Genomic DNA, 21,435 nt, shown 5'->3' with positions numbered 1-21,435 from the left:
CGACCCGCCGCCGGAGGTCGTCCCCGAGGGGCACCCCCTCCCCCTCCGGGATGATTTCCGGCACCCCGGGCAACGCATCCCGCCCCGTTCCCGTCTGGCAGAGGTACGCGACACCACCTGCCCCACCTGAACGGAGCCCCCCGTGCTCATAGGCCTGCTCACCGCGATCGCGGCCTCCCTCTGCTACGGAACCGGCTCGGTCCTCCAAGCCGTCGGCTCCCGCAGGTCCGCCCGCCGCGAGGCCGCCGCCGCCGGCGCCGCCGGACAGGTCACCCAGCACGGCGGCCCCAGCCTCTCCTCCACCGCCAAAGCCGCCATGACCTGGGAATTCGTCCTCGGCACCGTGCTGGACTTCATCGGCTTCGGACTCGGCGCCCTGGCCGCCCGCATGCTGCCGCTGTTCCTCTCCCAGACCGTCATCAGCGCCAACCTCGTCGTCACCGCGGTCCTCAGCGTCCGCATGCTCGGCATCCGCCTGACCCGCCGCGAATGGACCTCCATCGCCGTGGTCTGCCTCGCCCTGGTCCTGCTCGCCACCGCCGCCGGCCACGAGGGCGACAACCACGCCCCGATGTCCACCCACTGGTGGCTGCTCGGCGTCACCGTACTGCTCATGGCGGGCGGCACCCTCGCCGTCCGGCTCCTCGGCTCCCGCGCCGCGATCCTCGCCGGCCTGCTCTCCGGCCTCGGCTTCGGCGCCCTCGGCGTGGGCGTCCGCATCCTGGAGGGCATCGACCCCTTCGACCCGGTGGCCCTCCTCACCGACCCCGCCCTGTACGCCGTCCTCCTCGCGGGCGGAGTCGGCATGTACCTGCACACCGTGGCCCTGCAGATCGGCTCGGTCAACGGAGCCACCGCCGCCCTCGTGGTCGGCGAGACCGTGCTGCCCGGCGCCATCGGCGTGCTCTGGCTCGGCGACGCCTCCCGGCCCGGCTTCGCCTGGCTCGCCGTCCTCGGATTCGTCCTCGCCGTGGCCGGAGCCGTGGCCGTCGCCTGGTACGGCAAGCACGAGGCGGCCCCGGAGCCCACGGCCGAGGACCCGCACGGCCCGACCGGCACCGGGGTCTCCGCACCGGAGGACCACCCCCGGCTCACCAGTGCCTGAAGCGGCACGGACGGTGCTACTCCGCGGGGAGCAGCACCGTCTCCGCCGCCTCGAAGGCCGCGCCCACCCGGGCGCCCACCTCCGGCGCCGCCCCCAGGTCGCACTCCGCCTCCACCACCGGGCCGCCGCCCTCCGGGGCCAGTGCCAGCGCCACGTGCGTCCCCCGGAAGGTCCGCGACACCACCGCACAGGCGAGCCCCTCACCCACCGGGACCAACCGCACCCCCGCGGGCCGCACCAACAGCAGGCACTCCCCCGGAGCGCTGCCCGCGGGCACCGGCACCGCGCCCCACGCGGTCTCCGCCACCGGGCCCCGCACCGTCGCGGGCACCACGTTGTCGAAGCCGAGGAAGCGGGCCACGAACTCGGAAGCGGGCCGCCGCCACACCTCCAGCGGAGTACCCGCCTGCGCCACCCGCCCGTCCCGCATCACCACGACCCGGTCGGCCAGCGCGAACGCCTCCCCCTGGTCGTGGGTGACCGCCAGCACCGTGGTGCCCAGCCGCCCGAACAGCGCCCGCAGCTCCACCACCAGCCGCTCCCGCAACCCACGGTCGAGCTGCCCCAGGGGCTCGTCCAGCATCAGCAGCCGGGGCCGCGGGGCCAGGGCCCGGGCCAGCGCCACCCGCTGCTGCTCGCCCCCGGACAGCGAGGACACCGCTCGTCCCGCCGCCCCCGGCAACCCCACCAGGTCCAGCAGCTCCGCGACCCGGCGGTCCCGCTCGGCCCGCGCCACCCCGTGCATCCGCAGCCCGAAGGCCACGTTCCCGCCGACGTCGCGCTGCGGGAACAACTGGTGGTCCTGGAACATCAGCCCCACCCCGCGCCGGTGCACCGGCACCGCCGACTGGTCGGCCCCGCCGAGCAGCACCCGCCCGGCCGCCGTCTCCTGCAGGCCCGCGACCACCCGCAGCAGCGTCGACTTCCCGCTGCCGCTCGGCCCCAGCACGCACACGATCTCGTGCTCGGCCACGGCCAGGTCCACGGCGTCCAGCACGGCCCGCTCCCCGAACCGCACCGTGACCTCGTCCAGGGTCAACAGCGTCATCAGAACTCTCCGGAGGTTCGGTCGGGCCGCAGCCGGTCGAGGACCAGCAGGGACACCGCGCACACCAGCATCAGGATCGTGGACAGCGCCATCGCCTGCCCGTAGTTCAGCTCCCCGGCCCGCCCCAGCAGCCGGGCCACCGCCACCGGCAGCGTCGGACTGTCCGGCCGGGTGATGAACACCGTGGCCCCGAACTCGCCCAACGACACCGCGAACGCGAATCCGGCCGCCACCAGCAGGGCCCGCCGCACCAACGGCAGGTCCACCTCCCGCCAGGCCCGCAGCGGCGAGGCACCCAGCACCGCTGCCGCCTCCCGCAGCCGGCCGTCCACGGCCCGCAGCACCGGCAGCATCGTCCGCACCACGAACGGCGCCCCCACCAGGGCCTGCGCCAGCGGCACCAGGATCCACGAGGTCCGCAGGTCCAGCGGCGGCTCGTCCAGGGTGATCAGGAAGCCGAAGCCCACCGTCACCGCCGACACCCCCAGCGGCAGCATCAGCAGCGCGTCGAACCCGCGCGCCCACCGCCCGCCCCGCCGGGTCAGCGCGGCCGCCGCGAGACCGCCCACCACCAACGCGATGGCCGTCGCCGCCAGCGCGTACTCCAAGGAGTTCCAGACCGCCTCCAGCGGCGGCACCAGGAAGGTCCCGGAGGCGTCGGCGTCCTGAAGGGCCCGGTAGAAGCCCAGACCGTACCCCTCCGAGGTGTCGAAGGACCGCTCCACCAGCACGCCCAGCGGCAGCAGGATCAGCAGCGCGATGCTCAGCAACACCCCGCTCAGCAGCAGCCGCTGCCCCGGCCCGGACGGCCGGCGCGCGGTCCGCGCCGGGTCCACCAGCCGCAACGCCGTCTCCCGCCGGCGCACCGTCCAGGCGTGCAGGGCGAGGATCGAGCCCACCGCCGCGAACTGCACCAGGGTCAGCACGGCCGCCGTCGGCAGGTCCAACAGCTGCGCGGTCTGCCGGTACACCTCCACCTCCAGCGTGGAGTACGCCGGACCACCGAGGATCTGCACCACCCCGAAGGAGCTGAACGTGAACAGGAACACCATCAGCGCCGCCGCGGCCACCGCCGGACCCAGCGCCGGCAGGGTCACCTGCCGGAAGGCCCGCAACCGGCCCGCGCCCAGCACCCGCGCGGCCTCCTCCTGCCGGGGGTCGAGCTGCGCCCACAGGCCGCCGACGGTCCGCACGACCACCGCGTAGTTGAAGAACACGTGGGCCAGCAGGATCGCCCACACCGTGGTGTCCAGCCGCACCCCGACCAGCTCGTCGAGGAGCCCGCCCCGACCCACCAGCGCCAGGAACGCGCTGCCGACCACCACGGTGGGCAGCACGAACGGCACCGTCACCACGGCCCGCAGGAACTGCTTCCCGGGGAATTCCAGCCGGGCGAACACGTACGCCCCCGGCAGCGCGACCAGCAGAGTCAGCGCGGTGGAGGCCAGGGCCTGCCAGGTGGTGAACCACAGCACGCCGGTGATGTCCGGCCGGGTCAGCACCTCGGTGATCCGGCCGAACCGCCAGCCCGACGCCGTGTCCAGACCACGGCCCAGGATGGCGGCGACGGGGTAGGCGAAGAACAGCGCGAAGAACCCGAGCGGCACGGCCATCAGCGCGAGCCGCACGGCCGCGCCCCGGACCGCCCGGGACGTCCGGCGGCCCCGGGGGGCCCGGACGGCGGTGGCCGTCCGGGCCGGGGCGTCCGGGGTCACTTCAGGACGAGCGAGGTCCACGTGCCGACCCACTGCTCACGGTTGGCGGTGATCTCCTGGGGGCTGACCTGCCAGGGCTTGTCGATCACGACGCCGTGCTTCGTGAAGAGCTCCGGCAGTGCGGCGCCCTTCAGGACCGGGTTCACGAACATGTTGAGCGGCATGTCCTCCTGGAACTTCTTGCTGATGAGGAAGTCCAGCAGGGCCTTGCCGCCGGCCTCGTTCTTCGCGCCCTTGAGCAGGCCCGCGAACTCGATCTGGCGGAAGCAGGTGCCGGTGGAGACGCCGGTCGGGGCCTCCTTCGGCTGGGGCTCGGAGTAGAGCACCTCGACGGGCGGGCTGGAGGCGTAGGAGACCACCAGCGGCCGGTCGGCCTTGGCCTTCTTGCCGCCGGCGGAGCCGGAGAAGCGCTCGTTGTAGGCCTGCTCCCAGCCGTCGACGACCTCGACGCCGTTGGCCTTCAGCTTGCCCCAGTACTCCTGCCAGCCCTTGTCGCCGTACTTGCCGACGGTGGCGAGGAGGAAGCCGAGGCCGGGCGAGGAGGTCGCGGCGTTCTCGACGACGAGGAGGTCCTTGTACTCGGGCTTCACCAGGTCGTCGAGGGTCTGCGGCGGCGCGAGCTTCTTGTCGGCGAAGTACTTCTTGTCATAGTTGACGCAGATGTCGCCGGAGTCGATCGGGGTCACCCGGTGCTCGGCGTCCAGCCGGTACGTCGCATCCACCCCGGCCAGGCCCTTGGCCTCGTAGGGGGTGAAGAGGCCGTTGTCGAGGGCGCGGGACAGCAGGGTGTTGTCCACGCCGAAGAACACGTCGCCGCGGGGCGAGCCCTTGGTCAGGATCTCGGCGTTGAGAGCGGCGCCGGCGTCCCCGGCCTTGAGGCGCTTGACGGTGTAGCCGCTCTGCTTCTCGAACTCCTTGAGGACCGCCGGGGTGACGTTGAAGGAGTCGTGGCTGACGAGGGTCACGGTCGTCGACTTGGGGCTGCCGCTCGCGGCCGCCTCCCCGTCCTTGCCGTCGCCCCCGCCGCAGGCGGCGAGGGTGGTCACGCCGAGGGCCGCGGCCAGCGCGACGCCCGTCATCTTCTTGGTGGTGCTCACTTGGTTCCTCCTGGGGTGTCCAGGAAGAGACGCGGCCCCGCGCCGGCGCAGAACAGAGCGGACGCCGGGCAGGGCGCAACAGCTTGAGGTGGTGACCGAACTTCCTACCCGGAATGACCCGGGCGAGGTTCAGAGGGTCTGCGGACTGACGGTTGCCGCACTCTCAGCGCTGTGGCGCTCCCCTGTCGGAATATGCAGTTGGTTCGGGCCCAGGGTACCCCGGGCCCGAACCGGCGTTCGTCCGGCTCCGCGGCGGCGCGGCCGCGGGGGCGGTCAGCGCTCCGTGGCGGCGAGCTGCCCGCAGGCCCCGTCGATCTCCTGCCCGCGCGTGTCACGCACGGTGACGGGCACGCCGTGGGCGGCGATGGCACGGACGAAGGCCTGCTCGTCCTCGGGCCGCGAGGCGGTCCACTTGGAGCCCGGGGTCGGGTTGAGCGGGATCAGGTTGACGTGGACCCGCTTGCCCTTGAGGAGGCGGCCGAGCAGGTCACCGCGCCAGGCCTGGTCGTTGATGTCGCGGATGAGGGCGTACTCGATGGAGATCCGGCGGCCGGACTTCTCCGCGTACTCCCAGGCCGCGTCGAGGACCTCGCGGACCTTCCAGCGGGTGTTCACGGGGACGAGCGTGTCGCGGAGCTCGTCGTCGGGGGCGTGCAGGGAGACCGCGAGACGGCACTTGAAGCCCTCGTCGGCGAACCGCAGCATCGCCGGGACCAGGCCGACGGTGGAGACGGTGATGCCGCGCTGCGACAGGCCGAGGCCGTCGGGCTCGGGGTCGGTGAGGCGGCGGATGGCGCCGACGACCCGCTTGTAGTTGGCGAGGGGCTCGCCCATGCCCATGAAGACGATGTTGGAGAGGCGCGCCGGTCCGCCGGGGACCTCGCCGTCGCGCAGGGCCCGCATGCCGTCGACGATCTGGTGGACGATCTCGGCGGTGGACAGGTTGCGGTCGAGCCCCGCCTGGCCGGTGGCGCAGAACGGGCAGTTCATGCCGCAGCCGGCCTGCGAGGAGATGCACATGGTGACCCGGTCCGGGTACCGCATGAGCACGGACTCCACGAGGGTGCCGTCGTGCAGGCGCCACAGGGTCTTGCGGGTGGTGTCGTCGTCGCAGCTGATGTGCCGGACCACGGACATCAGGTCGGGCAGGAGCTCCGCCCGGAGCTTCTCCCGGGCCGCGGCGGGGATGTCGGTCCACTCGGCGGGGTCGTGCGCGTACCGGGCGAAGTAGTGCTGGGAGAGCTGCTTGGCGCGGAAGGGCTTCTCGCCGGTGGCGGCGACGGCCTCGCGCCGCTCCTCGGGAGTGAGGTCGGCGAGGTGGCGCGGGGGCTTCTTGGCTCCGCGGGGGGCGACGAAGGTCAGCTCGCCCGGTGCGGGACGGGGGGCCATGACGGGTACTCCTCGGTGGCGGCGAGGTCCTGGGCGCGCCCGCGCGCGAAGCGGGGCGGTCGGATGGCCCGGGCGCCGGTGCCGGGGCCGGGGAGACCTCATCGGTACCGTCCGCGCGGTCGCGGGACGGCAAAAGGCGCGCCACTCGCGAGTGGCGCGCCCTTCAGGATAACCCGGACACCGCGGACGGCGTCCGGGAGCCGGTCAGCCGGTGCCGACGAAGACCGCCAGGAGCAGCCACACCACGGGGGCGGTCGGCAGGAGCGAGTCCAGCCGGTCCATGATCCCGCCGTGGCCGGGCAGCAGGGTGCCCATGTCCTTGATGCCGAGGTCCCGCTTGATCATGGATTCGCCGAGGTCGCCCAGGGTGGCGCTGACCGCGACGGCGAGACCGAGGACGAGCCCCTGCCACCAGGCGCCGCCGTCGATGAGGAACTCCATGCAGAGGGCGCCGGCGACCATGGCGAAGGCCACGGCTCCGAACAGTCCCTCACGGGTCTTGCCGGGGCTGATGCGCGGGGCGAGCTTGTGCTTGCCGAAGCGCCAGCCCACGGCGTAGGCCCCGGTGTCGCTGACCACGGTCAGCACCAGGAAGGTGACCACCCGCTGCGGGCCGTCGTCCGCGGTGAGGAGCAGGGCGACGAAGGTGGCCAGGAAGGGCACGTAGAAGGCGGCGAAGATGCCGGCCGTGACGTCCTTGAGGTAGCCCTCGGGGGGCTCCGTCATCCGCCAGACCAGCACCGCGAGGGCGGTGAGGGCCATCGCGACCCAGGCCCCCTCGGCGCCCCGGACGTATCCGGCGACGATCATCGCGGCTCCGCCGACCGCCAGCGGCACCAGCGGGGCCTTGATCTCCTTGCGTTCGGTCAGGCGGGAGGTGAGCTCCCACAGACCGACCACCACGGCGACCACGACGACGCCGAGGAAGACCTCCTTGACGATGAACAGGGAAGCGAAGATCACCGCGCCGAGGCCGACGCCGACCCCTATGGCGGCGCGCAGGTCCCGGCCGGCGCGCTTCTTCTGCGGCGGCTGCGGGGCCTGGGGCGCCTCTGGTGCGGGCGGCGGGCTGGGCATGGGCTCCTGCGGCGGCGTCTCGTCGCGGAACGGGGGACCGCCCGGACGGGCGGCCCCCTGGTCGCGTGCTTCCTGGTCTCCGAACCGGTCGGGCACGTGGGGGTCAGGCACGATGGGCATGGGCCGAGTGTGCTGGCCCGCGGTCGCATCGTAGGCGGGACCCGCCGGAACCGGCTCCGGGACGGATCCCTCGCCGGACGGCGGCCGGCCGCCGGCGGCGAGACCGGCGCCCGGCGGTGCCCCCCAGGGAGAGTCGTTCATCAGACCTCGAGGAGCTCGGCTTCCTTGTGCTTGAGCAGCTCGTCGACCTGGGCCACGTACTTGGCCGTGGTGTCGTCGAGCTCCTTCTCCGCGCGGCGCACCTCGTCCTCGCCGGACTCCTTGTCCTTGACGAGCTTGTCGAGGGCGTCCTTGGCCTTGCGGCGCACGGAGCGGATGGAGACCTTGGAGTCCTCGGCCTTGGTGCGCGCGACCTTGATGTAGTCGCGGCGGCGCTCCTCGGTGAGCTCGGGGAAGGTCACCCGGATGATGCGGCCGTCGTTGCTCGGGTTGACGCCGAGGTCCGAGTCACGGATGGCCTGCTCGATGTTGCGCAGGGCGCTGGCGTCGAAGGGCGTCACGACCGCCATGCGCGGCTCGGGCACCGAGAAGGAGGCCAGCTGGTTGATGGGGGTGATGGCGCCGTAGTAGTCGGCCACGATCTTGTTGAACATCGCCGGGTGCGCACGGCCGGTGCGGATCGCGGCGAAGTCCTCCTTGGCGACCACGACGGCCTTCTCCATCTTCTCCTCGGCCTCGAGGAGGATTTCTTCGATCACCACGTGCTCCTGCATGTCTTGAGTGGATGGGTCGGGCGGGGCGGACGGGCCCGGAGAATCAGGCCCGGGTGCCCTGGTCGCTCACCAGGGTGCCGATCTTCTCACCCTTCACGGCGCGGGCGATATTGCCCTCCGCGAGGAGTTCGAACACGAGGATCGGCAGCTGGTTGTCCCGGCAGAGCGTGATCGCGGTGGCGTCGGCGACCTTGAGGTCGCGGGCGAGCACCTCGCCGTACTCCAGGGCGTCGAACTTGACGGCGTCCGGGTTGGTCTTGGGGTCGGAGTCGTAGACCCCGTCCACGCCGTTCTTGCCCATCAGGAGCGCCTCGGCGTCGATTTCGAGGGCCCGCTGGGCGGCCGTGGTGTCGGTGGAGAAGTAGGGCATGCCCATGCCCGCGCCGAAGATCACGACGCGGCCCTTCTCCAGGTGCCGTACGGCGCGCAGGGGGATGTACGGCTCGGCGACCTGGCCCATGGTGATGGCGGTCTGGACGCGCGAGTCGATGCCCTCCTTCTCCAGGAAGTCCTGGAGGGCCAGGCAGTTCATGACGGTGCCGAGCATGCCCATGTAGTCGGACCGGGCCCGGTCCATACCGCGCTGCTGCAGCTCCGCGCCGCGGAAGAAGTTGCCGCCGCCGATGACGACGGCGATCTCGGCGCCGTCGCGGACGACGGCCGCGATCTCGCGGGCGATGGCGTGCACGACGTCGGGGTCGACACCCAGTCCGCCGCCGCCGGAGAAGGCCTCGCCGGACAGCTTCAGCATGAAGCGCCGGCCCTTCTTGTCGTGGTCGCTCTGGTCTTCGGATGCGGTGTGGGGGTCCACGCCCTGATTCATGGAGATCTCCTCGTGCACATACGAAGAAGGCCATTGCCGGTGGGTCCTTGCGGTTCCCTCTACGGCAATGGCCTCCTCGTCAGATCTGCGGTCGTCCGGCGCGAACGCGGACGACTGCCTCAGACCCTACCGGGGTCCGGTGTCCGTCGCGTACGGACGGACTCAGATGCCGACCTTGATGCGGGCGAAGCGCTTCAGGGTGACACCGGCCTCGTCCAGGATCTGCTGGACGGACTTCTTGTTGTCCAGGGCGTACGCCTGGCCCAGGAGGGTGGCGTCCTTGAAGAAGCCGTTGAGGCGACCCTCGACGATCTTCGGCAGGGCGGCCTCGGGCTTGCCCTCGGCGCGGGTGGTCTCCTCGGCGACGCGGCGCTCGGACTCGACGACCTCGGCCGGCACGTCCTCCTTGGAGAGGTACTTCGGCGCGAAGGCGGCGATGTGCTGCGCGATGCCGCGGGCGACCTCGTTGTCCTTGTCGAGCTCGACGAGGACACCGATCTGCGGGGGCAGGTCGGGCATGGTGCGGTGCATGTACGCGGTGACGAAGCCGTCGGCGTACTGCGCGAAGCGGTCGAGGACGATCTTCTCGCCGAGGTTGGCGTTGGCCTCGTCCACGAAGGCCTGCACGGTCTTGCCGGGCTCGATCTCGGAGGCGAGGAGCGCCTCGATGTCGGCCGGGGAGGTCGCGGCGACGTGCGCGGCGATCTGGTTGGCGACGGCCTGGAACTTGTCACCCTTGGCGACGAAGTCCGTCTCGCACTTCAGCTCGACTAGGACGCCGGAGGACTTGTCGTCGGCGATGAGGGAGACCACGGCGCCGTTCTCGGCGGAGCGGCCCTCGCGCTTGGCGACGCCCTTCTGGCCCTTGATGCGGAGCGCCTCGACGGCCTTGTCGACGTCGCCGCCGGACTCCTCGAGCGCCTTCTTGCAGTCCATCATGCCGGCGCCGGTGAGCTCGCGGAGCTTCTTGACGTCAGCGGCGGTGTAGTTCGCCATGAGTCTTTTGCTTCTCTCTAGAAGTCGTAGATCTACGGGTGTACGGCGGGGGCCGGTGCCTCGTGAGCACCGTCCCCCGCCGTCATCGTCCGTGCTGCGAGTGCCCGGCGGGTGAACGCCGGGCTCTCCCAGTGGGTCAGGCCTGCTCGGCGTCCGCGGCCGGGGCCTCGGCAGCCGGAGCCTCGTCGGCCGGAGCCTCAGCGGCGGGAGCCTCGGCGGCGGGGGCCTCGTCGGCCTTCTTCTCGCCACCCTCGAGGAGGTCGCGCTCCCACTCGGCCAGCGGCTCGCCGACGGTCTTGTCGCCCGGCTTCGAGTCACCGGTCGCGACGCCGGAACGGGCGATGAGGCCCTCGGCGACGGCGTCGGCGATCACGCGGGTGAGCAGGGTGACGGAGCGGATCGCGTCGTCGTTGCCCGGGATCTTGTAGTCGACCTCGTCGGGGTCGCAGTTGGTGTCGAGGATCGCGACGACCGGGATGTGGAGCTTGCGCGCCTCACCGACGGCGATGTGCTCCTTCTTGGTGTCGACGATCCAGACGGCGCTCGGCACCTTCTGCATCTCGCGGATGCCACCGAGGGTCTTCTCCAGCTTGGCCTTCTCGCGGGAGAGGACCAGGAGCTCCTTCTTGGTGAGGCCGGAGGCGGCCACGTCCTCGAAGTCGATCTGCTCCAGCTCCTTCAGGCGCTGCAGGCGCTTGTAGACGGTGGAGAAGTTGGTGAGCATGCCGCCCAGCCAGCGCTGGTTGACGTAGGGCATGCCGACGCGGGTCGCCTGCTCGGCGATCGCCTCCTGCGCCTGCTTCTTGGTGCCCACGAACATGATGGAGCCGCCGTGCGCGACGGTCTCCTTGACGAACTCGTAGGCGCGGTCGATGTACGACAGCGACTGGAGCAGGTCGATGATGTAGATGCCGTTGCGCTCGGTGAAGATGAAGCGCTTCATCTTCGGGTTCCAGCGACGGGTCTGGTGACCGAAGTGGACGCCGCTCTCCAGCAGCTCCCGCATCGTGACGACGGCCATGGCCGTACTCCTTGAGGTACTCGGTTACCGCGACCACCGGACGGCGGTCGCGCCTGACGCCCCGGCGCGCCTTGCCACGAGGGACCGAGAGGCGCGGCCACCGGCCCGAAGGGGCCTGGTGGCGGGGCGTGCGAAGTCGACCCGGTGACCCGGATCGCCACAAGAAGTGTACGGGACCCCCGGGCATGCGGGTGACGCCGCTGTCCACAGGCGCCCTCCCGTCCACAGCCCCGGCCGCCGTGCCCGCCCCGCCCGGCAACCTGGCCCCGTGACCCACGTGAGCGCGGCCCTGGCCGTCACCCTGCTGCTGTCCCTGCTCCCCGCGGCGGGGCCGTCCGGCCCCCGCCTTCCGGCCCCGACGGGCGGCGCGGCCGGGGCGGCGGCCGCCCGGGCGTCCGCCGCGGAACCACCCGCACGGCCCTCCGCGCGCGGCAGGCCGCTGCCCGCGCCGCTCCGCGTCCTGCGCTGGTGGGACCCTCCCCCGCACCGCTACGCGGCCGGCCACCGGGGGGTGGACCTCGCCGCGCCCGCGGGCACCGGGGTGCGGGCCGTGGGGGCCGGCCGGGTGCACTTCGCCGGGCGGGTGGCGGGCCGCGGGGTGCTGTCCTTGACCCTGCCGGGCGGACTGCGCACCACCTACCAGCCCGTCCGCCCCCTGGTCGCCACCGGTGAACGGGTGGCGGCCGGCCGGCTGGTCGCGGTCCTCACCGAGGGCGACCACTGCCCCACGACCTGCCTGCACTGGGGTCTGCTCGCGGGCGACACCTACCGGGACCCCTTGGCCCTGCTCCCCCGCCCCGGCCCCCGCCTCCTCCCCCTGCCGCGGTGACGCGGCGGGGGCGTCCCGTACCGAGGCGGGGGGCCATCCTGCGGCGGGACGGGGCGATCAGCCGGTGACTCCCCTGAGGGCCATCGCCACGGCCGCGTCCGCGACCTCCCGGGGATCCTCGGCCGCGCCGAGCTCGATGCGGCGGACGGCCGCGTCCACGACGCCCTGGAGGAGCATCGCGGCCAATCGGGGCTGTTCGTGGCCGAGGGCGCCGAGGGCCTCGACGATCATGGCGATGAGCCCGCCGTGCGCGGCGCGGATCTTCTCGCGGGCCCCGGCGTCCAGCTCCCCGGCGGAGATGGCGACCACGGCACGGTGCCTGCGGTCGCCGACGAGGGAGAGCTGGCAGCGCACGTACGCCTCGATCTTCGCCTCGGCGGCCTCCTCGGCCTCCATCGCGGCTTCGATCTCAGCGGCCCAGACCGGGAAGTCGACGGCGCACAGCTCTTCGACCACGGCGGCGCGTGACCGGAAGTATTCGTACACGGAGGACCGGGCGAGTCCGGTCCGCTCGGCGAGGGCGGGGAACGTCAGCGCGTCCGTACCCCCCTCGGACAGCAGGGAACGCGCGGCGTCCAGCAGGGCGCCTCGCTGCATCGTCCGGTGCTCGGCCACGGAGGCCGCTCGAATCCTGGGCACGGTTCCACTCTACGGACGCCGCGCAAGGTCAGCGGCCCACATCGGCCAGCTTCGCCCGGAGCTGGAGCACGGATTTGGTGTGGATCTGGCTGACGCGGCTCTCGGTGACCCCGAGGACGTTCCCGATCTCGGCGAGGGTGAGCCCCTCGTAGTAGTAGAGGGTGACCACGGTCTTCTCGCGTTCGGGGAGGGTGTTGATGGCACGGGCGAGGAGCCGGCGCAGCTCGCGGTCCTCGGCCACCTCGACCGGATCGTCCGCCGCGGTGTCCTCCAGGGTGTCCATCAGGCTGAGCCGGTCGCCGCCCTCGCCCCCGACGTGCAGGAGCTCTTCCAGGGCGACCACGTTGGCCAGGGACAACTGGCTGAAAACGGCGTGGAGTTCCTCCACCGGGATGCCCATCTCGGCGGCGACCTCGGTCTCGCTGGGGGTGCGGCGCAGCTGGGCTTCGAGGGTGGCGTAGGCGCGTTCCACGGCGCGGGCCTTCTGCCGCACGGAGCGCGGGATCCAGTCGAGGGCGCGGAGTTCGTCGATCATGGCGCCGCGGATCCGGGTGATGGCGTACGTCTCGAACTTGATGGCGCGGCCGATGTCGAACTTCTCGATGGCGTCGATGAGTCCGAAGACGCCGGAGGAGACGAAGTCGGCCTGTTCGACGTTGGGCGGCAGGCCGACGCTGACCCGACCGGCGACGTATTTGACCAGCGGGGAGTAGTGCAGGATCAGTTGTTCCCGCAGGCGCTCGTCACCCGTGTCCTTGTACGACCGCCAGAGCTCGTCCAGGGGTGAGGGCGCGGTGGACCGCACGCCGCCACGGGCAGCGGGGGGCACCGGAGCGCGGTCAGACCCGGAAGTGTGCTGGGGCATGCGTCGCCTTGAGCCGTTCTGCTGTGTGCCGGCTGGTCTGGGCGGGGGTCCGTGGCCGGATCGGGGTCCCCGCGAGCGGAGCGTCACCGAAGTGTCGCGGTGCGCGAAGAGTACGGGAAACGGGCGGGGCGCCGGGGCGCCGGCGGCCGCGCGGGCGGGCCCGGGCCGGCGGGGTGCGGGCGGGCCCGGAGGGTGAGACCGGGAGGGCGTCGTATCTCATCGGCTTCACCCTTTCACCGGAACGCCCCAGGTCAAGCACCGCCTCGCCGGGGGCGGTCGGTTTGTGGCGCGGCGTCCTTCCGTGGAGTGGTCAACCGCCAGGCGTCGCCCTGCCGTTCGACGAACCCCAGAGAGTGAAGTTCGTACAGTCTGCCGATGACTTCATCGGTGTCGGCTCCGGTGGCGCGGGCGAGTTCGCCGGGGGTGACGGGGCGTCCGGCGGGGAGGGCTTCGTGGACGCGGACGGCGGCCGGGGCGAGGAGGTCGCGGGGGCAGACGGGGCCGCGGCGGGGTGGGGCGAGCTCTCCCATCTCCCCGACGAGTTCGATGACTTCGGCGGCGTCGGTGACGAGGGTCGCCTCGCCGCGCAGGAGTTCGTGGACTCCGGCGGAGAGTCCGCTGGTGGCGGGGCCGGGGACGGCCATGGTGTGGCGGCCGAGGCGGGCCGCGGCGCGGGCGGTGACGAGGGAGCCGCTGCGGTGGGCGGCCTCGACGACGACGGTGCCGCGGGTGAGGGCGGCGATGAGGCGGTTGCGTTGGATGAAACGGCTGGGAGTGGGGTGGCCGCCGGGTGGGAGTTCGCCGAGGAGGAGCCCTTGGTCGGTGATGCGGCGGAGGAGTCCGAGGTGGCCGCGGGGGTAGCCGGTGTCGAGCCCGCAGGCGAGGACGGCGAGGGTGGCGCCGCCCGCGGCGAGCACGGCCCGGTGGGCGGCCCCGTCGATGCCGTAGGCGGCGCCGGAGACCACGACCCAGCCGCGTTCGGCGAGGCCGGCCGCGAGGAGGGCGGCCATGTGGGCGCCGTAGGGGGTGCAGGCGCGGGCGCCGACCAGGGCGACGGAACGCAGGGCCCAGGTGCGCAGGGGGGCCCGGCCGCGGGCCCAGAGGGCGGTGGGGGCGGCGTCGCCGAGGTCGTCGAGTTGGGTGGGCCAGTCGGGGTCGCCGGGGCAGAGGAAGCGGATGTCGTGTCGGGCGGCGGTGTCGAGGTCGCGGTGGGGTTCGGCGACGGCGGCGCGCCTGCGGTAGCCGTCGAGGCGTTCGGGGCCGGCGCCGGTGAGGGGGGTGGGCGCACCGGTGGGGGTGCGGAGGAGGTCGAGGAGCCGGGCGGGGCCGTGTTCGCGGATCCAGCGGCCGCCGAGTTCGTCGCCGGGTTCGAGGACGCGGGTGAGGGCGGCCCGGGCGAGGCGTTCGACCTCGGGAGCGGGCTCCGGGGGCGGGGTCATGAGGGGGCTCCGGGGGTGAGGGGGGTGCCGCGGGAGATGCCGGTGCGGAGTTCCAGGGCGACGGCGATGTCCTGGGGGCCGGGGCGGTCGCGGCCCTGGAGGTCGGCGGTGGTCCAGGCGACGCGGAGGACCCGGTCGAGGCCGCGGGCGGTGAGGAGGCCGCGTTCCATGTCGCGTTCGGCCTGGTCGAGGGCGCCGGGGGCGACCCGCCAGCGGGTGCGGAGTTCGTGTCCGGGGACCTCGGCGTTGATGCGCCAGGGGGTGTCGGCGAGGCGGGCGGCGGCGCGGTCGCGGGCCTCGCGGACCCGGTCGGCGACGGCGGCGCTGGGTTCGCCGCGGCCGGTGCGGCCGAGGAGGTCGGAGCGGGTGACGGGTTCGGCGCCGACCCGGAGGTCCACGCGGTCGAGGAGCGGCCCGGAGAGCCGGGCCTGGTAGCGGCGGATCAGGGCGGGTGGGCATTCGCAGCCCGCGCCGTGGAGGGTGTGCCGTCCGCAGGGGCAGGGGTTGGCGGCGAGGACGAGGGAGAAGCGGGCCGGGAGGCGGATGACCCCGGCGGCGCGGGCGATGACCACGTGTCCGGATTCCAGCGGCTGCCGGAGGGCGTCGAGGACGCGGGCGCTGAACTCGGGTGCCTCGTCCAGGAAGAGGACCCCGCGGTGGGCGAGGGAGACGGCGCCCGGGCGGGGCAGGCCGTTGCCGCCGCCGACGAGGGACTGGAGGGTGGCCGAGTGGTGGGGCGCGCAGTAGGGGGCGCGGGTGACGAGGGGTTCTCCGGGCGGGAGGATCCCGGCGACGGAGTGGACGGCGGTGACCTCCAGGGATTCCTGCCGGGTGAGGGCCGGGAGGATGCCGGGGAGCCGTTCGGCGAGCATGGTCTTGCCCGCTCCGGGCGGTCCGGTGAGGAAGAGGTGGTGGCCGCCCGCCGCGGCGAGTTCCAGGGCGCGGCGGGCCGCGTGTTGGCCGGCCACTTCGGCGAGGTCGGGCGGGTCGGCGGTGGGGCGGGCCAGGCCGCTGCCGTGGGCGGCGCCCGGCAGGAGGAGTCCCGCGAGGGCGGGGGCGGGGCGGCCGGGGGCGGTCTCGGCGGGTTCGGCGGGTGGTTGTTCGCCGCTGAGCACGGCGAGGAGCTGGCGGAGGCTGCGGACGCCGAGGACGGCGATGCCCGGGACCAGGGCGGCTTCGGCGGCGCACTGTTCGGGGACGACGACCTGGGTGTGGCCGGCGTCGGCGGCGGCGAGGACGGCGGGGAGGATCCCGCGGACGGGGCGGGTGCGGCCGTCGAGGCCGAGTTCGCCGATGAGGACGAGGTCGGCGATGGCGCGGGGGTCGAGGCGTTCCGCGGCGGCGAGCACAGCGGCGGCCACGGCGAGGTCGAAGCCGCTGCCGGATTTGGGGACGGAGGCCGGGCTGAGGCCGACGGTGAGCTTCTTCTGGGGCCATTCGGCGCCGGAGTTGACCACGGCGGCGCGGACCCGGTCGCGGCTCTCGACGAGGGTCTTGTCGGGGAGGCCGACGAGGGTGAAGGCGGCGATGCCGGGTTCGAGGTCGGCCTGGACCTCGACCACGACGCCGTCGACCCCGGACAGGGCCACCGAGCAGGTGCGGGCGAAACCCATCACGCCACCCCCCGGACGTGTTCCAGCCGCGCCGCGCCGCGGGCGGGCAGGAGCACGCCGACGAGGTCGATGCGGACGCCGCCCGGGGGCGGGCCGCCGTGGGCGGCGAGCCAGTGTCCGGCGAGGGTGCGGAGCCGGGCTGCCTGGGTGGGGCGGAGGGCGGCCATGGGGTGGTCCCAGCCGCCCGCCCGTCGGGTCTTGACCTCGCAGACCACGAGGGCGTCGCCGTCCGAGGCGAGGATGTCGATCTCGCCGGCGCGGCAGCGCCAGTTCCGGGCGAGGACGGTCATTCCGGCGGAGGTGAGACGGCGGACGGCGAGGTCCTCGCCGTACCGCCCGAGGGCCTTGCGGGCCGCTCCGCCGGTGGGCGGCGGTCCGCTGCCCGGCGGTCCGGTGCCGGTCCCACCTCGGGTCCGGACGCGCGTGCGGGTGCGCGTGGCGGGCCGCTCCTGCGGCGGGGTGTGGGTGTGGGTGTGGGTGTGCGTGGTGTCCATCGGTACCACCTCCGGTACCGAAGGTGGCGGATCCGCCCGGCGCTAGTGGATCTTGGTGGACAACCGGGCGGTTGTGGAAAACTCAGCCACCCGGAAGTTCGAGGTCCGTCTTGTTGAGCTCCTCGATGTTCACGTCCTTGAAGGTCAGGACGCGGACCTGCTTCACGAACCGGGCCGGCCGGTACATGTCCCAGACCCAGGCGTCGGCCATCGAGACCTCGAAGAACACCTCGCCCTGGACCGAGTGCACCTGCATCTCGTAGTCGTTGGTGAGGTAGAAACGGCGTTCCGTCTCGATCACGTACTTGAACAGCCCGACGACGTCGCGGTACTCCCGATAGAGCTTCAGCTCCATCTCGGTCTCGTACTTCTCGAGGTCCTCCGCGCTCATGGCATGTTCCCCTTCAGCCGTGCGTCCCCCCATTGTGCGCCGGCCGGGCGGGCCCCCAAACGATTTCCGGCGCCAGCACCACGGGCGCACCCGGGGGACCTTCGTCGAGCAGCGTACGCAGCAGCTCGGCGAGTCTGGTCGGGTACACCGTCTCACGGGCCGCCGACAGTTCCTCGGAGGTCCACCAACGGGATCCGCTGACGCTGCGGCGCTCCAGCTCGGTGAGGCCGGCCGGCGCGGTGGCGGTCTGGCGGGTGCGGGCCAGGAAGTACCACTCGTCCTGGTTCCAGCGGCGGCCGTCGAAGGGGAAGGAGCAGGTGCGGTGCCAGAGCACCGGGCCCAGTTCCACCTCGGTGATGCCGGTCTCCTCGGCGAGCTCGCGCAGCGCGGCCTCGGCGCGGCTCTCGCCGGCCTCCAGGCCGCCGCCGGGGGTGAACCACCAGTCCTCCGAGGGCTCGGCCGGTTCGAAGCCGTGGAGCAGCAGGATCCGGTCCCGCGGGTCGAGCAGCACCACCCGTGCCACCCGTCGGTTCTCCACCGGCGGCTCGGCGGCGCCCTCCGGGCCGGCCGCGGGGTCAGGAGACACGGGTCCGCTCCCGCGGGCCGCCGGCGGTGTCCCGGCCGCGGCGCCGGCCGAGCCCCAGGAGGTTCGCGAGGGGCCCGTAGGCGGCCCCGGCCAGGACCAGCACGGCCCCGGCCGTGACGGCGGTGAGCTGGAGCCTCAGGGGGCCGGGGGCGGAGATCCCGCCGGGCAGCGCGGCGAAGGCGGTGGGGCGGTCCACCATGCCGGGTGAGGGCCAGGCGACGGCGTCCACACGGGCCGTGACGGCCGAGCGGGGCACGGAGCCCTGTCCGGCCTCGGCGATGTGGGAACGGGAGTCCAGGGAGGCCCCGCGCTGGTCGCCGAGGAGGAAGAGCTTGCCCTCGGGGACGGTGACCTCGAAGGGGGTCTCCGAGGCCAGTCCCTTGAAGAGGCCCAGGTAGGGCTCGTCGAGGGCCTTGCCGTTGACGGTCAGCCGGCCGTTCTTCCCGCAGCAGGAGATCGTGTCCCCGCCGATCCCGACGACCCGCTTCACCATGGGCGCGTCGCTCCAGACGGCGTCGCGGAAGACGACCACGTCGCCGCGCCGGACCTCGGAGCCGTCCACGCGTTCGGCGAGGACCCGGTCGCCGGGGTGGACGGTGGGCACCATGGAGTCGGTGGGGACGGTGTACGGCTGGTACACCAGCGCGCCCCACACGAATCCGCCCAGGAACAGCACGAAGCCGACGGCCACGACCAGTCCGGACAGTACGTTGCCCAGCCGGCCGCGGCCGTCGGCGCCGCGTGCTGTCGAATTGGTTCCGCCTGCTCCGCCCATCGCGGTGCCCCCCAGTGTCGGAGTCCTGACCTGGGACGGCACCCTACCCGGGGGTAGGCCCCCGGGTCAGCCCCGGAGGGCGAGCCGGCGGCGGCGCCAGAGGACCAGCGGGACCGCGCCCACGAGGCCGAGCGCGCCGGGGCCGGCGCCGATGGAGGCGGCGGTGGCGGTGTTGATGCCGGGCTGGTCGAAGGTGTCCGGGACCGGCAGGGTCGCCCAGCGGGTGACGGGCCAGGCGATGACCACGGCACGGCCGACGACCTTGTCCACGGGGACGAAGCCCTGGGTGGCGTCGTCCATGTGGTACCGGGAGTCGTAAGAGTTCTGGCGGTGGTCGCCCATCACCCAGATCTTCCCGGCGGGCACCTTCAGCGGCCCGAAGGGCTTGTCGTCGCAGGCGGTGTTCCCGGGGTAGATGTACGGCTCGACCAGGGCCTTGCCGTTGACCTTGACCGGTCCGCCCTTGGTGCACTCGACGGTGTCGCCGCCGACCGCGATGACCCGCTTGATCAGGTCCTTCTCCTCGGCCGAGGGCATCAGGCCGATGAAGCTGAGGAACTTCTGGACCACGTTCGGGTCGGGGGTGGGCTCCCCCTCCAGCCAGTTGTTCGGGTCGTGGAAGACCACGACCTCGCCGCGCTCCGGCTCGGAACCGAACCACGGGGTCAGCTTGTCCACCAGTACCCGGTCGCCCCGCTGCAGGGTGTTCTGCATCGAGTCGGACGGGATGGAGAACGCCTGGACCAGGAAGGTCTTGATCAGGAGGGCGAGGACGAGCGCGATGCCGATGAGGAGGGGCAGTTCCTTCCAGAACGACCGCTGCTTGCGCTCGGCACCGGGCTCCTCGCCCTCGCCGTGCTCCTCACCGTCCACGGGCTCCCCGGGTCGGCCGGTCTCGCTGTCCACCGCAACCTCCGACCGCTCTTCGGGTTCCTCGCGTCCGGACCTTGCGCCGACCGCCACATCCCCCACGTTCCACTCCTCACTCCGTCTGCTGCCCGTGCCCGGCGGGACACGGGACCTCCACTCCCCTAACGAGCGGGAGTTCCGCAGGGGTCGGGAGCCGGACCGTTCCGTAGAGATCCAAGTGCACAGCCTAAGCGACGGGCGGGCTCCGGCGGCGCCCCCGGCGCGCGGGTCCGGGCAGCGTTCGGAAGGTCGCCGGCTGCTCCAGTTCACGCCAGTGGGCATAGGGCCAGCCGATGTACACGGCGCGCCCCACGACGCTCTCCTCGGTGATCGTTCCGTGCCCCTCTTCGTCCAGGTGGAAGCGGGAATCGGCGGAGTTCGCCCGGTGGTCGCCCATCATGAACAGGCGGCCGGGCGGGACCTTCACGGAGAAGCGGATGTCGGAGGGGGAGTTCCCGGGGTTCACGTACGGCTCGTCCAGCGGTGTGCCGTTGACGGTGACCTTGCCGGAGGCGTCGCAGCAGGCCACGGTGTCCCCGCCGACGGCGATCACGCGCTTGATGAGGTCCTGCTCGTCGGCGGAGGGCAGCAGGCCGATGAAGGTGAGGAGCCACTTGACCTGCCGGACGCCGGCGGGGTCGGACTCGACCCGGCGGTTCTCGGTCTGGAGCCAGCCACCCGGGTCTTTGAAGACGACCACCTCGCCGCGGCGGGGCTTGCTGCCGAACCACGGGCTGAACTTGTCCACGAGCACCCGGTCCCCGATCCGGATGGTCTGTTCCATGGAACCGGAGGGGATCACGAAGGCCTGCACCAGGAAGGTCTTGAGGACCATGGCGATGAGCAGGGCCACGGTGATCAGCAGGGGTATCTCCCCCACCCGGCGGGTGCGGCGGCGGCGCCGGATCCGGCGGGCGAGCCGGCGGCGTTCGGCGCGGCCGAGCGGGGCCCCATCCGGGCCCGTCTCGGGGACGGCCGGGGCCCGACGTCCGGTGGTCCCGCCCGGGGCCTCGGCGGCGTGCCCGGCGCGGGCCGCCTGACCGGACCGGGCCGCGGCCCCGCCGCGCGGGCGGCCCCGGCTACCCATGGCTCCCGCCGGGTACGGGGCGTCCGGAACGGGTGAAGGCGTCCGTGCCGGGCAGTCCGCCCCAGCGGGAGAACGGCCAGCCGATCCACTGGGCGCGTCCGATCACCTTGTCTTCGGGCACCATGCCGCCTCCAGGGCTGCCGAGGTGGTCCCGGGAGTCCCGGGACTGCGAGCGGTGGTCACCCATCACCCACAGCGTCCCGAGGGGCACCACGATCCGGAACGGCACCTTCGACGGGGTGTCCCCGGGGTACAGGTATTCCTCGTCCACCGGGACGCCGTTCACACTCAGTCGGCCCCGCTTGTCGCAGCAGACCACGTCGTCGCCGCCCACGCCCACGACGCGTTTCACGAAGTCGGTGTCGGAGGGCTCCGCCAGGCCGAGGGCCGCGGCGGCGCCGTGCAGCAGCTCGCCCACGGGGTTGCCGCCGACCGGTTCCCGGACGAAGGAGCCGGTGCCGTCGAAGACGACGACGTCCCCGCGGGCGGGCCGGTCGCCGAACCGGTAGGCGAGCTTGTTCACCAGCACCCGGTCACCGACCCGGAGGGTGTTCTCCATGGAGCGGCTCGGGATCAGGAAGGGCTGCACCACGAAATTGCTGAGGAGCAGCAGGAACACGGCGCAGACGCCGCCCAGCAGGGCCGCCCGCCGCCAAGGCGAACGGCCCCCGGAACGCACGGAGCGCGGCCGTTCCCCCTCCGGT

General features: G+C 73.0%; 22 protein-coding genes. 2 read left to right on the top strand and 20 right to left on the bottom strand.

Annotated features, from left to right (window positions below; translation table 11 throughout):
• Positions 1-142: 142 nt before the first annotated feature.
• On the top strand, positions 143-1,105 hold the full coding sequence (locus ABTZ17_RS19910) for a DMT family protein (protein ID WP_352196969.1): 963 nt from the start codon (positions 143-145) through the stop codon (positions 1,103-1,105).
• Positions 1,106-1,121: 16 nt separating this feature from the next.
• Here the strand turns inward: ABTZ17_RS19910 and ABTZ17_RS19905 are convergent, their stop codons facing one another.
• From ABTZ17_RS19905 to rpsB, 9 genes are all read right to left on the bottom strand, one after another.
• Entirely contained in the window at positions 1,122-2,153 is a 1,032-nt protein-coding gene (locus ABTZ17_RS19905; RefSeq protein ID WP_352196968.1) for an ABC transporter ATP-binding protein, read from the bottom strand.
• Positions 2,153-3,766, bottom strand: a complete 1,614-nt coding sequence (locus tag ABTZ17_RS19900; RefSeq protein ID WP_352196988.1) for an ABC transporter permease — start codon at positions 3,764-3,766, stop codon at positions 2,153-2,155. Before ABTZ17_RS19900 ends, ABTZ17_RS19905 begins: the two co-directional genes overlap by 1 nt.
• Positions 3,767-3,864: 98 nt before the next feature.
• The gene (locus ABTZ17_RS19895; protein ID WP_352196967.1) at positions 3,865-4,965 is read right to left on the bottom strand and encodes a thiamine ABC transporter substrate-binding protein; all 1,101 of its coding nucleotides are present in this window, start codon (positions 4,963-4,965) and stop codon (positions 3,865-3,867) included.
• Between the two features lie 273 nt (positions 4,966-5,238).
• Positions 5,239-6,354: a dual-specificity RNA methyltransferase RlmN gene (gene rlmN / locus ABTZ17_RS19890; RefSeq protein WP_352196966.1), complete on the bottom strand. Its 1,116-nt coding sequence runs from the start codon at positions 6,352-6,354 to the stop codon at positions 5,239-5,241.
• 204 nt (positions 6,355-6,558) lie between these two features.
• Complete coding sequence (locus ABTZ17_RS19885) at positions 6,559-7,692, bottom strand: phosphatidate cytidylyltransferase (RefSeq protein ID WP_352196965.1); 1,134 nt, start codon at positions 7,690-7,692, stop codon at positions 6,559-6,561.
• On the bottom strand, positions 7,692-8,249 hold the full coding sequence (gene frr, locus ABTZ17_RS19880; protein ID WP_352196987.1) for a ribosome recycling factor: 558 nt from the start codon (positions 8,247-8,249) through the stop codon (positions 7,692-7,694). Before frr ends, ABTZ17_RS19885 begins: the two co-directional genes overlap by 1 nt.
• A gap of 58 nt (positions 8,250-8,307) precedes the next feature.
• Positions 8,308-9,087 (bottom strand): UMP kinase, encoded by a 780-nt coding sequence (gene pyrH, locus ABTZ17_RS19875; protein ID WP_352196964.1) that lies wholly within the window; start codon positions 9,085-9,087, stop codon positions 8,308-8,310.
• A 162-nt stretch (positions 9,088-9,249) separates the two neighbouring features.
• On the bottom strand, positions 9,250-10,083 hold the full coding sequence (gene tsf, locus ABTZ17_RS19870) for a translation elongation factor Ts (RefSeq protein WP_352196963.1): 834 nt from the start codon (positions 10,081-10,083) through the stop codon (positions 9,250-9,252).
• Between the two features lie 136 nt (positions 10,084-10,219).
• Positions 10,220-11,104, bottom strand: a complete 885-nt coding sequence (gene rpsB, locus ABTZ17_RS19865; protein WP_352196962.1) for a 30S ribosomal protein S2 — start codon at positions 11,102-11,104, stop codon at positions 10,220-10,222.
• Positions 11,105-11,372: 268 nt separating this feature from the next.
• On the opposite strand from rpsB, the gene ABTZ17_RS19860 reads away from it, so the two are divergent.
• The gene (locus ABTZ17_RS19860; RefSeq protein WP_352196961.1) at positions 11,373-11,933 is read left to right on the top strand and encodes a peptidoglycan DD-metalloendopeptidase family protein; all 561 of its coding nucleotides are present in this window, start codon (positions 11,373-11,375) and stop codon (positions 11,931-11,933) included.
• Positions 11,934-11,990: 57 nt separating this feature from the next.
• On the opposite strand, the gene ABTZ17_RS19855 is transcribed toward ABTZ17_RS19860, so the two are convergent.
• The 11 genes from ABTZ17_RS19855 to lepB (ABTZ17_RS19805) all read right to left on the bottom strand — a co-directional run.
• Positions 11,991-12,548 carry a TetR/AcrR family transcriptional regulator gene (locus tag ABTZ17_RS19855; RefSeq protein WP_352196986.1) on the bottom strand — a complete coding sequence of 186 codons (558 nt, stop codon included), beginning with the start codon at positions 12,546-12,548 and terminating at the stop codon, positions 11,991-11,993.
• A gap of 52 nt (positions 12,549-12,600) precedes the next feature.
• Entirely contained in the window at positions 12,601-13,437 is an 837-nt protein-coding gene (whiG, locus tag ABTZ17_RS19850) for an RNA polymerase sigma factor WhiG (protein WP_352196960.1), read from the bottom strand.
• 251 nt (positions 13,438-13,688) lie between these two features.
• The gene (gene dprA / locus ABTZ17_RS19845) at positions 13,689-14,876 is read right to left on the bottom strand and encodes a DNA-processing protein DprA (RefSeq protein ID WP_352196959.1); all 1,188 of its coding nucleotides are present in this window, start codon (positions 14,874-14,876) and stop codon (positions 13,689-13,691) included.
• Positions 14,873-16,489, bottom strand: a complete 1,617-nt coding sequence (locus ABTZ17_RS19840) for a YifB family Mg chelatase-like AAA ATPase (protein WP_352196958.1) — start codon at positions 16,487-16,489, stop codon at positions 14,873-14,875. Before ABTZ17_RS19840 ends, dprA begins: the two co-directional genes overlap by 4 nt.
• Positions 16,489-16,983, bottom strand: a complete 495-nt coding sequence (locus tag ABTZ17_RS19835; protein ID WP_352196957.1) for a YraN family protein — start codon at positions 16,981-16,983, stop codon at positions 16,489-16,491. Before ABTZ17_RS19835 ends, ABTZ17_RS19840 begins: the two co-directional genes overlap by 1 nt.
• A gap of 82 nt (positions 16,984-17,065) precedes the next feature.
• Positions 17,066-17,374 (bottom strand): DUF2469 domain-containing protein, encoded by a 309-nt coding sequence (locus ABTZ17_RS19830; RefSeq protein WP_008745401.1) that lies wholly within the window; start codon positions 17,372-17,374, stop codon positions 17,066-17,068.
• Positions 17,375-17,387: 13 nt separating this feature from the next.
• Complete coding sequence (locus ABTZ17_RS19825) at positions 17,388-17,960, bottom strand: NUDIX hydrolase (protein WP_352196956.1); 573 nt, start codon at positions 17,958-17,960, stop codon at positions 17,388-17,390.
• Positions 17,950-18,735, bottom strand: a complete 786-nt coding sequence (gene lepB / locus ABTZ17_RS19820; RefSeq protein WP_352196955.1) for a signal peptidase I — start codon at positions 18,733-18,735, stop codon at positions 17,950-17,952. The genes ABTZ17_RS19825 and lepB (ABTZ17_RS19820) overlap by 11 nt, the downstream gene beginning before the upstream one ends.
• A 66-nt stretch (positions 18,736-18,801) precedes the next feature.
• Positions 18,802-19,698, bottom strand: coding sequence for a signal peptidase I (gene lepB / locus ABTZ17_RS19815; RefSeq protein WP_352196985.1), 897 nt, complete (start codon positions 19,696-19,698; stop codon positions 18,802-18,804).
• A 133-nt stretch (positions 19,699-19,831) separates the two neighbouring features.
• On the bottom strand, positions 19,832-20,731 hold the full coding sequence (gene lepB, locus ABTZ17_RS19810; protein ID WP_502994749.1) for a signal peptidase I: 900 nt from the start codon (positions 20,729-20,731) through the stop codon (positions 19,832-19,834).
• Positions 20,724-21,435 (bottom strand): signal peptidase I (gene lepB / locus ABTZ17_RS19805; protein WP_352196954.1); only part of this gene is annotated, 712 nt, incomplete at its 5' end. The genes lepB (ABTZ17_RS19805) and lepB (ABTZ17_RS19810), both read right to left, overlap by 8 nt.

The organism is Streptomyces sp. NPDC097619, from assembly GCF_040302735.1.
Lineage (GTDB): Bacteria > Actinomycetota > Actinomycetes > Streptomycetales > Streptomycetaceae > Streptomyces.
This window is presented reverse-complemented; position numbering and strand designations above follow the sequence as displayed.